Here is a 13990-nt window from a genome sequence, read left to right as displayed (position 1 = left end):
TTATGCAACCGCTCCAAGGTCCTTGGCCGCCTTCCAGTTGCGCCAGTAGTCATGCGGCATCTGGATGTGCGTTGCCCCCAGGAACGAGAACGCGTCGTTGACGGCATTGGAGAACGCTGGCACACCGCCGACATTCGGGCTTTCGCCCACGCCCTTGGCGCCGATTGGATGATGCGGCGACGGGGTGACGGTGAAGTCGGTCTCCCAATGCGGTGTCTCGACCGCGGTTGGCATGAAGAAGTCCATGAATGAGCCGGTGACGACGTTGCCATCGTCGTCGTAGCGGATCTCCTGGCCCATCGCGATCGCGAATGCTTCCGTCAGGCCGCCATGCACCTGACCCTCGATGATCATCGGATTGATGCGGGTGCCGCAGTCATCCAGGGCATAGAAGCGCCGGACCTTGTAGACACCTGTATCTACGTCGATGTCCATCACGCAGAGATAGGCGCCGAACGGATAGGTCATGTTGGGCGGATCGTAATAGCTCACTGCCTCCAGTCCCGGCTCCATGCCTGGCGGAACCGAATTGTACGCCGCCCAGCAGATATCCTTCATCGACATGGTCCTCTCCGGCAGGCCCTTCACGCGGAAGCCATCGATATCCCATTCAAGATCGTCCTCATGGACCTCGAGCTTGTAGGCCGCGATCATCTGGGCCTTTGCCTTGATCTTGCGCGCGGCCATCGCGATCGCGGCGCCCGCAACGGGCGTGGAGCGCGAGCCGTACGTGCCCAGTCCGTAGGGCGCGGTGTCGGTGTTGCCCTCCTCGACCTGGATGTTGTCGGCCGGAATGCCGATCTCGGTTGCAATGATCTGGGCCCAGGTTGTTTCGTGACCCTGGCCCTGGCTCTTCGTTCCCATTCGCGCGATACCTGCTCCCGTCGGGTGCATGCGGATTTCGCAGGAGTCGAACATGGCGATGCCGAGAATGTCGCAATTCTTCGACGGACCGGCGCCAACGATCTCGGTAAAAAACGAGACGCCGAGCCCCATGATTTCACGGGTCTCGCCGCGCCTGAAGGCTTCCCGCTTCTCCGCCTGCTCCTTGCGGAGCGCGGCGTAGCCGGTCGTCTCCATCATCTTGCGCATCGCGGTATGGTAGTCGCCGGAGTCGTACTCCCACCCTAGCGCCGAATGATATGGAAACTGCTCCGGCTTGATGAAGTTCTTCAGCCGCAACTCGGCTGGATCCATGTTGAGCTTCTGCGCCATAATATCCATGGCGCGCTCGATGCAGTAGGCGGCCTCCGTGACGCGGAACGAGCAACGGTAGGCGACGCCGCCGGGCGCCTTGTTCGTATAGACGCCGTCGACTGCGAGATGCGCGGTCGGGAAGTCGTAGGAGCCGGTGACAATGTTGAAGAAGCCGGCAGGCCATTTCGAAGGGTCCGCGCAGGCATCGAACGCGCCGTGGTCGGCGAGCACGTGGACGCGCAGACCCGTGACTTTGCCGTCCCTGGTCGCGGCGATTTCGGTCGTCATATGATAGTCGCGCGCAAACGAGGTGGCGGTCAGGTTCTCGATGCGGTCCTCGACCCATTTCACCGGCTTGCCGGTGACGATGGAGGCCACAGCAGCACAGATGTAGCCGGGATAGGCGCCGACCTTGTTGCCGAAGCCACCGCCGATGTCCGGCGCGATCACATGGATTTTCTGCTCGGGCAGCTTCGCAATCAGCGACACCACGGTGCGGATTACATGTGGGGCCTGGAACGTGCCCCAGATCGTCAGCTCACCCTTGACCTTGTCGAAGGAGCAGACGCATTGGCACGTTTCCAGTGGCGACGGATGAGTGCGATGATAGGAGATCATCTCCTTGATTGCGACCTCCGCTTTGCTGAACGCGGCGTCGGTCAGTTCCTTGTCGCCTACTTTCCACTCGAAGATATGATTGTGATGCTTGCGTGGCCCATGCGCGCCGGTGGTCTTGCCGGCCAAATCCTCGCGCAGAACCGGCGCATCCGGGTCCATGGACTTGAAGGGATCGACCAGCGGCGGTAGCGGCTCGTATTCGACGACCACCTTGTTGACCCCGTCGTCGGCCGCATAGCGGTCAGTCGCAACGACGAACGCAACTTCCTGGTTCTGAAACAGCACCTTGCCGTCGGCGAGCACCATCTGCACGTCACCGGCGAGCGTCGGCATCCAGGCGAGGTTGACGGTTTTCAAGGTCTCGGCCGTGATCACCGCGAGTACGCCGGGGACCTTCAGCGCCTCCTCGGAATTGATCGACTTGACGCGGGCATGCGGATGCGGCGAGCGGACGAAATCGCCATGCAGCATTCCCGGCAGCTTCACGTCGTCGACGTAGTTGCCCTTGCCCTGTGTGAAACGGACGTCTTCGACGCGCTTGCGCTTGCAGCCCATGCCTTCGAGTGCAGCCGTGCGTTGTTCCCGCGTGGGAGTCATGTCGTTCATTCTGCGGCCTCCCGGAATTCCACGCCGTTTATTTTGGCGGCGGCGTACTGGATTGCTTTGACGATGTTCTGGTATCCGGTGCACCGGCAGATATTGCCGGAGATGCCCATCCGGATCTCCTGCTCGCTCGGTGAGGGGTTTTCCTTCAGGAGCCGATGGGCGCGCATGATCATGCCGGGGGTGCAGAAGCCGCATTGCAGGCCGTGCATCATGCGGAAACCCTCCTGCAATGCCGACAGCGTGCCGTCGGCATTTGCCATGCCTTCGATGGTAGTGATGTCGCTTCCCTGGGCCTGGACCGCGAACATCGTACACGACTTCACCGACATGCCGTCGATATCGACGGTGCAGGCACCACAATGGGTGGTCTCGCAGCCGATATGAGTGCCGGTCATCTGCAAATTCTCGCGGATGAAATGCACCAGCAGCGTGCGCGGTTCGACAAGGCCTTCAACCTCGGCGCCGTTCACCTTCATGGTCAGATGTGTTTTCGCCATCGGTCCCTTCCTTCACGTCGCCTTGGTGGCCGCGCGCTGCAGCGCGCGCGTCACCATGATGCCGCCGACATGTTTGCGGTATTCGACCGGCCCGCGAGCATCGGCTGCCGGCGACATGATGGCTTCAGCCGCGCTAGCGGCCTTCTTCAGGGCGGCGGCGTCAAGGCTCGTGCCGATCACCGCTTTCGCGGCATCGACGGCAAGCAGCGGCGTTTCGTGAACGTTGGTGAGCCCAATCGTGCACGTCGCGACCTTGCCTCCCGCCATGGTGAGCACGACCGCCGCCGCAGCCGTCGCATAGTCGCCGACCTTGCGCTTCAGCTTTTCGTACGCGTAACCGTGGCCGGCCGCCGGTACCGGGACCGAGACGGAGGTGAGGATCTCGCCGGGCTCGAGTATGGTGAAATAGGCGCCCTGGTAGAAATCGGCGGCCGCAACCTCGCGTGCGCCCTGAGGCCCTTCGAGGCGATAGGTCGCGCCCAGCGTCATCATCAGCGCCGGCATGTCGTTCCCGGGATCACCATTGGCGACATTACCGCCGATCGTGCCGCGGTAGCGCACCTGCGGATCGGCGATCAGCAGCGCTGCCTCGCACAGAATCGGAACAGACCCGGCGACCTCTTGAGACTCGAGCAGGTCATGCTGGGTGGTCATCGCGCCGATGAGGAGATTGTTGCCGTCGCGGCGTATGCCCTTGAGCCCGGCGATGCCGTGCAGGTCGATCAGATGGGCGGGGCTCGCCAACCGGAGTTTCATCATCGGCACCAGGCTGTGTCCACCGGCCAATGGCCGCGCGTCCTCGCCGAGGTCGGACAGTAGTTTGACGGCATCGGCAACGCTTGCCGGCCGGTGATAGCTGAATGAGCCGGGGATCATCATCTCCTCCCAATCGTCCCGTACGCCGACGGCGCGGACGTTGTTAGGAACCTCCCTCTCGGCGCGGCAAGGCGCAATAATTCGGGCACAAATACCTGACTTTCGCACGAAATGGGGTCTGGACCGCACGAATTACGTCAGGACGCACGACCTATTTCGCGAGAGAGACTCAAGCATGGCGACGCGTGGCCAGCCCCAGACGCGCTTTGACCTCGGCGATCTTGGCCCGGCTCACCGGCACGCGGTGCGGCGACGGGCCGTCGAGCTCGATGACCGCCCCATCACCTTCCCTGCGCACGAAGGCGACGTGGGAAATCGCGACGATGTGGCTGCGGTGCACCCGAAGGAACAGCGAGGGATCGAGTTGCGCCTCGGCCTCCGAGATCGACCACGGACACATCCGTTCTCGGGTGCCGTCGTGGACCCGCGTATAGTGTGCATCTGCGCGCACGCTTCGCACGTTAGCGGCATCTATGAAGTGCGTCCCATCGGCTGCTTCCACCGGCAACCGTGGCGCCGGTGCCCGGGGGGGCTGACCGAGACCGCCGAGGGGCGCTGACGTCGCCCGTGCCGCTATAGCCGTGGTCGATCCGGCTGCGGCCAGCACCAGGGGCGGCGCGACCGGATGAGCTGCCGGAGGAGCCTGCACCTGTCGCCGCGAATCCGGAACTAGCGAAAGCAGAAAGCCGGCTGCGATAACGAAGCAGAGCACCGCCACGACGATCGATAGAATTTGCTGCGACGCGGCAAGGCTACCGTTGAGATGATGATGACGACCAGAGGTCAGCGGCTCCAGGTGCATACCGAGCATCGCGGTGTAGTGCATCCCGGACACCGCGATGCCAAACGCGATCGCGCTCACGATCAGGCGGAAACCTTCCTGCTGCGCCAGGAAAGCGCGCAAGCCGCCATAGGCGGTGACAATCGCCACCAGAACCGAGAGCAGCACCATCAAGCCGTCATGCTCGATGGTAAACGGTCCGGCAAGTCCGTGAATCCCGACATAATGCATGCTGGCGATGCCGGCTCCCAGCAGTACCGCCGATGAAGCCACACGCTTCAGCGAAGGCTCGCCAACGCTCACGAAAAAGAGCGAGATGCCGACCACCAGTGCGCAGATCAGAAACGAAATGATGGTGGGCAGGACGAGATAGACGGTGCCCGACGGCAGCGGCGCTGCCAGCATGCCAACGAAATGCATGGTCCAGATGCCGACCGCTAGAAACGCCGCCGCTCCCGCAAGCAGCAAGCGGTTGCTGACACCCGGTGTGTTGCGGATACGGGCGGCAAGCGCAAAGCCGGTATAGCCACCCAGAATCGCGATCGCCACAGAAAGCGCGACGAGATAGGGATCGTGTCTTTCGAACATGATCTTGTCGGCCGGTCTGTCTCCACGGACGGCCTCCTCCCGCCGCCAGCTTATACGGCCTGTCAAATAAATGACAATCGGCCGCACGTTGACGACCATCACAATGCAGGACACAGCAAGGGCAAGGTTATGCGGCGGTAACGTTGCCAGGCATTCGCGAGAGTCAGGCCGGGCCGCCTCGGGCTAGTTGTCCCGCAAAGCCGAAGTCGTGCGGCGATCGGGCCTGATCCAGGGCTTCCGGATGACTCCAAAGCAGCCAAAGCATCAACGCAAGAGCGACGACCCAGACGATCGCCCATCTAAGGTCGCTTTTCACAATGCCTCCCGCAGAACGCGCGGTCCTGGTATCCTCGGCCGCAATTCGCCGCGGCTTAGCGACGTTGCCCCAATACGGACTCGTGTGTGCCCTCTCAAGAGAGTGGCGCGCCACAGATCCAACGGCTTCCAAGTCCACGAGGTTTCGCTCCGAGGCTGGAAACTCGATTTTCTATCGTCGGCTTAGTCGAACGATCCTCTTATGGTCAGTCCAGAGTTCGATGACCTCGTGGACCTCGAGGTACACTTCAGCTCGCTGCTTCGCCTCCTCATCGGTAAGACAGTTCAACTCGTAGGTGGCGCGCGCGACGCCCGATGTATCGACTGCGAATGCCATGTACAGTTTGAGTCGTTCGGCCATTCGGGATCAATGGATAGGAGGCGGAAGCGTTCCTATCACGACAGTCGGTTCGCCGCATACGCAGCCCAACCACTGCCCGCGAAATTACTCGCGTATGTCAGACCGTGCGATCATTCTTCGGAACTTTGACAACTCTTCTCCGTTTAGCCGAGACAAACCTTGGCTGAGGAGTTGAGAAATGAAGAAGCAATTGGCCGCTGGATGTCTGGTGGCCCTGGTTACAGTTCTGAGTGCTCATGCTGCGACGACTGTTCTCAAAGCGGCGCCCACCGAAAGCTGGACTCTGACAAACTATTACAAGCAGTCCGTGTATGATCCCAAGGAGAGCAAGATCGGCGACGTTGACGATGTGCTCGTCGACAAATCGGGAAAGGTCACGGGACTGGTTATCGGCGTAGGCGGGTTTCTTGGCGTGGGCGAGAAGGACGTGATCGTGCCATTCGCTGCTGTCAAAACCACGAAGAAGAACGACAAATGGTGGTTGACGCTGGACGAGACAAAGGACGATCTGAAGACAGCCCCAGGGTTTAAGTACGATCGGGCAAGTACGACCTGGGTGCCGGAGAAGAAATAGCCAATGTAAGCCAGAACATCATGCAGTCGCGCCGAAGCTACGGCGCGACTGCATCTGCCGCTTTCGGGTTGCGACTTTCCGGGCCCTCGGCGAAATTGCGCGACGCCGGCCTGGATGTGCCTTCGCCTCGCGTCGTCTTCCTCGCCTTCCATTTCGTTGCCTCCGGAATTGACACCATTGGAAGATTCACGGCAGGTTAAGGTGGTATTTGTGATTGGAGAAATTGCACCTCGGAAGCTGACGACGATGAACAGCTATTACGAGACGGCGCACTTTTTGGTTCGATGCGCTCGATATCGCCTTCACACCGAGAGACTTCAGCTCAAGACGTTGATGAGCTTGAACTTGGCCGGTGCTACCGCAATCGATATCGGGGCAAACAAGGGCATCTACTGCTTCTGGCTATCGCGTGCCGTAGGACCAAATGGAAGAGTGCTCGCCTTTGAACCGCAGCCGGAAATGGTGGCCTACATCGAGGAGCGCAAGCGACACATCGGCTGCGCCAACGTGTCTATCGTTAACCTGGCGCTTTCGAATAGGTCGGGTCCAGTCTGCCTGGCCCGCGAGCGGGTGGGCGACGGGAGCGCCTCGCTCCAGACCGAAAGGTGGCGCGAAGGTGCGGAGAGCATACAGGTGGAAGCCGCTCCGCTTGATGACATCGAGAAGGGTAGTCCCAGCTTCATCAAATGCGATGTCGAGGGGCATGAACTGAGTGTCTTCGAGGGGGCCCGGCGGACCATTGAAACCTTCCGCCCCGTGGTGCAATTCGAAAGCACGGCAGTGGAAGCCACGGCACTGTTTCGATTCTTTGAAAGTCTGGGGTATAGCGGCCTCATGTACCTGAGCAATCGATACGCAGCGTATGCCGATGTGAAGGACATCTCCCACCCAAAGTTCGGCCTCGGCGAGCACCGCGATTTCCTGTTCTTTCCGCAGGAAGCGATCGGAACGATAGTTCCGGATCACCTGGCCAGAACGTTTTCCAGTTGAGAGCAGCGATATTCATACCGCGTGATATGCAATCACTCGGTCGAAGAGTCAGTTGTTGAAGGACGTGACCGCGTTCAGGATGGTCTTGCCGGTCGTGGCGTCGAAGATGTGCGCGCGGTCCGCATTCACTCTCAACCTGACTTGCGAGCCCGGGGCTGGTCGATGATCGGGCCGCAGCCGAGCCGTCATTGAGGTGCCGAACACATTGGTGAACACGAGGGTATCCGACCCGAGCGGCTCGACGACTTCAACGGTCGCCGGCAGGTCAACCCAGCCCGCCGAAAGCGCGCCCGAGGCAATGTCAACGTCCTCCGGTCTGATCCCGAACACGACGTTGTTGCCGGCGCCGCCCGCTCCTCGACGCCGGACCGTCTCCCCCCCATCCAATTGCAGCGTGTCGGAGCCGACGAGACGCGCAGGCAGAAAGTTCATCGTGGGAGCGCCAATGAAACCAGCGACGAACAGGGTTGCCGGCGCATGATATACCTCATCAGGCGAGCCGATCTGCTCGATATGCCCCCCGTTCATCACGACGACGCGGTCGGCAAGAGTCATGGCCTCGATCTGATCGTGCGTGACGAAGACCGTTGTCACGCCAAGCCGCTGATGCAGCTTCTTCATCTCGACCCGCATGCTGCCGCGCAGCTTTGCGTCGAGGTTCGACAGCGGCTCGTCGAACAAGAACACCTGCGGCTTGCGGACGATCGCCCTTCCCATGGCGACCCGCTGACGCTGGCCGCCGGACAACTGCCTGGGGCGGCGGCTGAGATAGGGCGTGAGACCGAGGATCTCGGCGGCCTCGCGCACGCGCGCATCGATCTGCTTGCGCGGAATTTTCCGATAGAGCAAGGAGAACGCCATGTTGTCGTAGACCGACAGATGTGGGTAGAGCGCGTAGTCCTGGAACACCATCGCGATGTCACGGTCACGCGGTGCGACTTCGTTGACATTGCGCGCGCCGATCAGGATCTCGCCAGCAGAAATGTCCTCCAGGCCGGCGAGCATGCGTAGCGTGGTCGATTTGCCGCAGCCGGACGGCCCGACCAATACGATGAACTCGCCGTCAGCAATCGCAAGATCGATCCCGTGCACGATTTCAATCGTCCCATAGCGCTTGACCAGGTTGCGGAATTCCACGGTTGCCATCACCACCCCGTCTCAGGTGCTCGCGCGCGGCACCAGCTCGACACCCAGGTCGAAGCAGCCGCCGGCGTCAATAGAGCCTTCCAGCCGAGCCCGCAGCAGCTTCGCAATCTGGAAGCCGATCTGGCGGCCGGGCGGTCGTACAGTCGAGAGCGGTGGTTCGCAGGCCGCCGCGAACTCGAGATCGCCGAAGCCGCAGATCTTCAACTGCGAAGGAACATTCAGCCCAAGCCGCCTCGCCTCGAACAGCGCTCCCAGCGCAATCATATCGTTGCTGCAAAACACGGCATCGACCTTGGGATCGCGTGCCATCAGCTCCCTCAGGCCATGTGCTCCGCCCATCGCGCTGGCTCGCTCCGGCAACCGGATTTCGACCGGTGCCGCGTAACCCGCCTGCACGGCTGTCTCGACGAACCCGGCATGCCGATCGGCAGTGCGGTAGTCCTTGTCCATATAGGCGCCGATGAAGCCCAGCCTGCACGCGTTCCGCTCGGCAAAATGGCGCAAGACAATCTGGCCGACCGAACGATGCGAGAAGCCGACGATCATGTCGACGGGATGATCAGACAGCTCCCACATCTCGAGCACCGGGATGCGGCTCATCAGCAGCGCGCGCACGGTCTCGCTTTCATGACGACGCCCGGTCAGCACCATCGCCGCGGGAGACCACGCCAGGAATGAAGACACGAGCTGCCGCTCAACCTCGGGCGAGTAGCCGGTATTGCCGAGCATCAATTGATATCCGCTTCCCGCCATTCCCTCCTCGAGCGCTTCGATGGTCGCAGCGAAGAAAGAATTGATGATCGACGGGATGATCACGCCAACCGTCATGCTGCTCGCGCTGGCAAGTGCGCCCGCTACGAGATTGCGCCGGTAGGACAGCCGTTCGATGGCCTCATCGATACGGCTGCGCATCTCCGGAGAGACGATCTCGGGCTGACGAAGCGCGCGGGACACGGTCGCCGTGGATACACCGGCCAGACGCGCGACATCCGCCATGCGCGAGCGAGGCACGGGGGCACGGTCTCGCTTCGAAGATTGTGTTTCCGCCATCGTCCATGCAGCAGCAGCACCAAACCGCACCAGAATGAAAGCGCTTTCACACACCTGTCAACCGAAAGGTGCAGACAGAATTCAGGTAATTTCAATGCAACGGGTCTCCCCTTGACCACCTGTCTGCAAGCGCTAACATTCGCGCCCAAGGGCGCCCAGGCGCCGACGGAAGGGACGGCACCAAGATCGCCCCCGCCAAAGGATCAGGGAGGACTTGATGGATCGCAGGACCGTTCTCAAAACGGGCTTGACCGTGGCCGGGACACTGGCAATGCCCGCTTACCTGCGGGCACAGTCGAATAAGAAGCTCAGCATCCTGACCTGGAACATCGCAGACCAGGAAGCCCTCTTCAAAGAGGAGTTTGAGGAGTTCAAGAAGGCCAATCCCGGCGTCGAGATCGAATGGCTCGACAAGAAGGGGCCGGATCTCCCGGCCTTCTATCAGACCCAATTGGTCGCGGGCACCGCGCCCGACGTGATCGACATTCAGGGTGCGCTGTGGGTGGAGTGGGCGGCAAACGGCGCACTGCTCGACTTGACACCCTACTTCCAGAACGATCCCGCATTCGTGAAACTGTTCAACCCGGACTACATGTCCTCCTTCGTCTACGAGAAGAAGAACTATCTGGTCCCGTTCTACGTCGCGAAGACCCTGCTCTACTATAACAAGACGATGTTCAAGGAGGCCGGACTCGCTGCACCACCCAGGACATTCGACGAACTGCTCTCCTTCTCGCAGACGATGAGCAACGGAGAGAAGACCGGCTTCCTGACGCTGAATTTTGATTGGCTTTATTGGCCGCTCATGAAGATGAACGGGATCGAGCTCTTGACGCCCGACAACAAGAAGCCTGCCTTCAACACTCCGGCTGCCGCCGCACTGCTCGATCGGCTCGCCAAGTCGACAGCCGCGGGCGCGATCAACAAGATCGCATGGACGGGCCGCTGGGTCGAGCCCAACGGCGCGTTCGCATCCGGCACGGTCGGCATGCTGCAGGCGCATTCAGCTTCCTACTTCTTCGTCAAGGGTCAGGGACGCTGGATCAATCCGGATACGCTCGGCGCGACCCAAGCACCCGGCGACTGGTCGACGCCGACAAACCATGGCTTTGGTATCTCGAAGAGCTCGAAGAACCCCGAACTGGCTTTCGCGCTTGTTAAGCACATGACCAGCGTGAAATTGGCCACCCGGCTTGCCCAGATCCGCCGCGTGCTAACGGCGAACACCGAGGCAGACAAGGCCGGGCTGGAATCGGTGAAGTCCGACGATCCGCTCGCTTATGCTGTTCTGCAGACGCAGCTCGAGCATACCGATAAAATGACCGGTAACTGGCCGCTTGCAAACGATGCGCAGATCAAGGAAGCCTTCTGGCCGGAATTCCAGAACGCCGTTCTCGGCCGCAAGGAAGCCAAGACGGCGCTCGCGGACGCCGAACGCGCCGTCACCCGCGTTCTGCGCAGGTCGTAAGATCAAGACAATCGCCACGATGCCGCGCGGCGCGGCGTCGTGGTGCACCAGGGAAAGCCGATGTCGGTGACGGCAATGGACAGCTCAGTCGCGCGGTCACGCTTCACCGAGCGCCGATCGACGCGCAAGGCCGTGCTGATCTGGAGCTTCCTTGCGCCGTCTCTCGTGATTTTCCTGCTCTATCGCATACTGCCGCTCGCCTGGAACGTGCTGCTCTCCTTCGAGGCCTGGTCGCCACTGAAGCCCGCTGTCTTCATCGGCTTCGACAACTACCGGGAGATGTTCCAGGATGATGACGTATTCTGGCAGGCGCTGTGGAACACGCTGGGAATCATCGCCTCCGCCCCGCTCGGCATCGCCATCGCGCTCGGGCTCGCGCTGCTGGTGAATTCCAACATCCGCGGGCGCGATGTCTACCGTACCCTGATCTTCCTGTCCTATCCACTCATGACGGTCGCAGTCGCGATCATCTGGCGATGGATGTTCGATGAGCGCGTCGGCCTGATCAACTACGTCGCACGATCCCTGCATCTGACGGACCAGCCCATCCCATTTCTCAACTCCTTCACCTGGGCACTGCCCTGCGTGATTGCCGCCAATATCTGGCAGATGCTCGGGTTCTACATGATCATCATCCTGACCGGGCTCCAAACCATTCCCGGAAATCTTTATGAAGCGGCAGAAATCGACGGCGCGAACTCGTTCCGCCGCTTCCTGCGCATCACGCTGCCATTGCTCCGACCCTCGCTCTTCCTCTGCTTCGTGATCGGCATGCTCAATTCGGTCACGAGCTTCGACCTCATCTATGTCATGACCAATGGTGGCCCCGGCCACGCTACCGAAATCCTCGTGACCTACATCTACAAGCTCGCCTTCAATCAGACCCGCTTCGACTATGCGGCGGCGATCACGGTCGTCTTCTTTCTGCTGCTGCTGGCCGTGACCTGGGGCGCCAACCGCCTCTCGGGCGGCAATGTCGGCGCTGTGGAGTACGACTGATGGCCAGGCAGCGGCGCCACTGGCCCATTCACCTGGTACTGATCGCGGCCTGCTTCGTCATGCTGGTGCCGTTCTACTGGGTGCTCAAGACATCGGTATCCGGAGAGAACATCTTTTCCTATCCGCCGAGCATCATCCCGCGTGATCCGCATCTCTTCTATTACGTCGACGTCTGGTACGCGATTCCGTTTGCGCGATACTTCCTCAACAGCGTGGTCGTCTCCGTCCTGACGATCATTGCGAACGTCGTTCTGAATGCAATGGCCGGGTATTCGTTGACCCAGGCATTCGCCGGCAAGCAGATCGTGCTGATGCTTTTCCTGTCCTGCATGATGATCCCGTTCCAGGCGACGATCATTCCGGCCTATCTGATCACCGGAAAACTCGGCCTGCTCGACTCCTATCTCGGGCTCGCGCTACCAATGTTCTCGACGATTATCTGCATCTTCGTGTTCAAGGCGAGCTTCGACGCGGTGCCGCGATCGCTGCTCGACGCCGCGCGCGTTGACGGATTGTCGGAGTGGCTGATCATCTGGAAGGTAATGATGCCGCTCGCCAAGGCGGCGGTGGCGACCAACGTAATCCTCTCCTTTATCTGGTCCTGGAACAATTTCATGTGGCCGCTCATCGCGACGCGATCGCAGGACATGCAGACATTGCCGCTCGGATTGGCGCGCTTCATATCCTACCAGGAGGACACCACGGGTGCGCTCTACGCGTTCTGCATCATGGTGCTGGCCCCCGGCATCCTGCTGTTCCTGCTCGCGCAGAAGGAATTCGTTCAGGGGTTGACCACCGGAGCGACCAAGGGATGAGCCTCGAGGAAGACCTTGCCAGACCGCGGTGGAAGCGATGGCTGTTCAACCGCTTCGTCCTCGTGCCGGGCGGTATCGGGATCATCGCGATCGTCTGGAACGCCTGGGTCTTCACCCACAATCACGGCACGGTCGCGGGACGCGTGGTTGACGCCAAGGGCGCGCCGGTCGAAGGCGCAGAGGTCAAGCTGTGGGTGTTCAATTTCACGACATTTGTCGAGCAGGCTTCCACGCAGACCAAGGCCGACGGGTCGTTCGAATTCGCCAGCAATCCGTCGCACAACATTCAACTCAGCGCGGAGAAGGCCGGCGTCGGCCGTTCCCGCATTCCAGTTCGGCTTTACTTCCAATCGGAAGACATCAGCTTAAAGCGTCCGCTTCAGCTTTCCGCCGCCGAAACCGGCAAGTGAGGCGGTAGCGTCAGGCATCACCAGGGCAGCGGTTGGTCATGATAGGTGACAAAGCTGCCGGTGTGGTGCCGGCCGGCGCGTTGCATGACGCCGCGCATACCGGCGACACTTTCCGCCACCGCCACGCGGCCCCCCGGTTCCGTGGCCGCCCAGCCGGGATGCAGCGCAAGGACACAGATGTGGCGAGGTGCGAGATCCACGGCCAAGGTCTTTACAATCATGTTCAAGCCGGCCTTGCTCGAGCGGTAGGCATATGATCCGCCGGAGTTGTTCAACGCGATCGAACCCATTCGGCTCGACACGAAAGCCATCATCTTCAATTCGCTTCGGCCAACCTGCTCGACGAAGCATTCCGCCATCTTCATCGGCCCGATCAAATTGGTCTGGAGAATGCGCTGCCAGAGCACGTAATCGGTTTCGCCGAATGGCGGGTGTGGCCGACCGATACCCGCGTTGTTCAGGAGAATGTCGATTTCATCGTGCTTGAGCCGCCGTGACAGGGCCTCAATCGCGGCATGATCGGTGACGTCGAGCTTCTCCACCTCGATATTGCCTGTAGTGGCCGAAGTTTCCTTGTCCGCGGCCGGATCGAGGCAGGTCGCAATGACGCGATGCCCGTCCTTCGCATATTGCCGGGCGAACTCGGCGCCAAGTCCTGTATCGCACCCCGTCACCAGTATTGTCGCCATCGCCCACCGC

13 protein-coding genes are annotated in these 13990 nt (G+C 61.0%); 6 read left to right on the top strand and 7 right to left on the bottom strand.

From position 1 onward, the window contains the following. The 4 genes from JQ553_RS08250 to JQ553_RS08235 form a co-directional block, all read right to left on the bottom strand. On the bottom strand, nucleotides 1-2421 hold the full coding sequence (locus tag JQ553_RS08250) for an aerobic carbon-monoxide dehydrogenase large subunit (RefSeq protein ID WP_212499391.1): 2421 nt from the start codon (nucleotides 2419-2421) through the stop codon (nucleotides 1-3). Next, the gene (locus JQ553_RS08245) at nucleotides 2418-2918 is read right to left on the bottom strand and encodes a (2Fe-2S)-binding protein (RefSeq protein WP_212499390.1); all 501 of its coding nucleotides are present in this window, start codon (nucleotides 2916-2918) and stop codon (nucleotides 2418-2420) included. The genes JQ553_RS08250 and JQ553_RS08245 overlap by 4 nt, the downstream gene beginning before the upstream one ends. A gap of 12 nt (nucleotides 2919-2930) precedes the next feature. Continuing rightward, on the bottom strand, nucleotides 2931-3794 hold the full coding sequence (locus JQ553_RS08240; RefSeq protein WP_212499389.1) for a xanthine dehydrogenase family protein subunit M: 864 nt from the start codon (nucleotides 3792-3794) through the stop codon (nucleotides 2931-2933). Between the two features lie 169 nt (nucleotides 3795-3963). Next, nucleotides 3964-5163: an MHYT domain-containing protein gene (locus JQ553_RS08235; protein WP_212499388.1), complete on the bottom strand. Its 1200-nt coding sequence runs from the start codon at nucleotides 5161-5163 to the stop codon at nucleotides 3964-3966. A gap of 854 nt (nucleotides 5164-6017) precedes the next feature. Here JQ553_RS08235 and JQ553_RS08230 point away from each other — a divergent pair. Both JQ553_RS08230 and JQ553_RS08225 read left to right on the top strand, forming a co-directional pair. Beyond that, nucleotides 6018-6413 (top strand): PRC-barrel domain-containing protein, encoded by a 396-nt coding sequence (locus JQ553_RS08230; protein WP_212499387.1) that lies wholly within the window; start codon nucleotides 6018-6020, stop codon nucleotides 6411-6413. A gap of 246 nt (nucleotides 6414-6659) precedes the next feature. Then, entirely contained in the window at nucleotides 6660-7403 is a 744-nt protein-coding gene (locus JQ553_RS08225; protein WP_212499386.1) for an FkbM family methyltransferase, read from the top strand. A gap of 48 nt (nucleotides 7404-7451) precedes the next feature. Here the strand turns inward: JQ553_RS08225 and JQ553_RS08220 are convergent, their stop codons facing one another. Further along, nucleotides 7452-8549, bottom strand: a complete 1098-nt coding sequence (locus tag JQ553_RS08220; protein ID WP_212499385.1) for an ABC transporter ATP-binding protein — start codon at nucleotides 8547-8549, stop codon at nucleotides 7452-7454. Nucleotides 8550-8561: 12 nt separating this feature from the next. Continuing rightward, entirely contained in the window at nucleotides 8562-9560 is a 999-nt protein-coding gene (locus JQ553_RS08215) for a LacI family DNA-binding transcriptional regulator (RefSeq protein WP_212499384.1), read from the bottom strand. Nucleotides 9561-9816: 256 nt separating this feature from the next. Between JQ553_RS08215 and JQ553_RS08210 the strand changes: the two genes are divergently transcribed. The 4 genes from JQ553_RS08210 to JQ553_RS08195 all read left to right on the top strand — a co-directional run bounded on the left by JQ553_RS08210 (nucleotide 9817) and on the right by JQ553_RS08195 (nucleotide 13291). Beyond that, complete coding sequence (locus JQ553_RS08210) at nucleotides 9817-11067, top strand: extracellular solute-binding protein (protein ID WP_212499383.1); 1251 nt, start codon at nucleotides 9817-9819, stop codon at nucleotides 11065-11067. A gap of 75 nt (nucleotides 11068-11142) precedes the next feature. Continuing rightward, nucleotides 11143-12066: a carbohydrate ABC transporter permease gene (locus tag JQ553_RS08205; RefSeq protein ID WP_212499382.1), complete on the top strand. Its 924-nt coding sequence runs from the start codon at nucleotides 11143-11145 to the stop codon at nucleotides 12064-12066. Next, nucleotides 12066-12881 (top strand): carbohydrate ABC transporter permease, encoded by an 816-nt coding sequence (locus JQ553_RS08200; protein ID WP_212499381.1) that lies wholly within the window; start codon nucleotides 12066-12068, stop codon nucleotides 12879-12881. The genes JQ553_RS08205 and JQ553_RS08200 overlap by 1 nt, the downstream gene beginning before the upstream one ends. Beyond that, a complete protein-coding gene (locus JQ553_RS08195) occupies nucleotides 12878-13291 on the top strand; it encodes a carboxypeptidase-like regulatory domain-containing protein (RefSeq protein ID WP_212499380.1) in 414 nt (137 codons plus the stop codon). Before JQ553_RS08200 ends, JQ553_RS08195 begins: the two co-directional genes overlap by 4 nt. 17 nt (nucleotides 13292-13308) lie before the next feature. On the opposite strand, the gene JQ553_RS08190 is transcribed toward JQ553_RS08195, so the two are convergent. After that, on the bottom strand, nucleotides 13309-13980 hold the full coding sequence (locus JQ553_RS08190) for an SDR family oxidoreductase (protein ID WP_212499379.1): 672 nt from the start codon (nucleotides 13978-13980) through the stop codon (nucleotides 13309-13311). Nucleotides 13981-13990 lie beyond the last annotated feature (10 nt).

Source organism: Bradyrhizobium lablabi, assembly GCF_018131005.1.
GTDB lineage: Bacteria > Pseudomonadota > Alphaproteobacteria > Rhizobiales > Xanthobacteraceae > Bradyrhizobium > Bradyrhizobium lablabi_D.
This window is presented reverse-complemented; position numbering and strand designations above follow the sequence as displayed.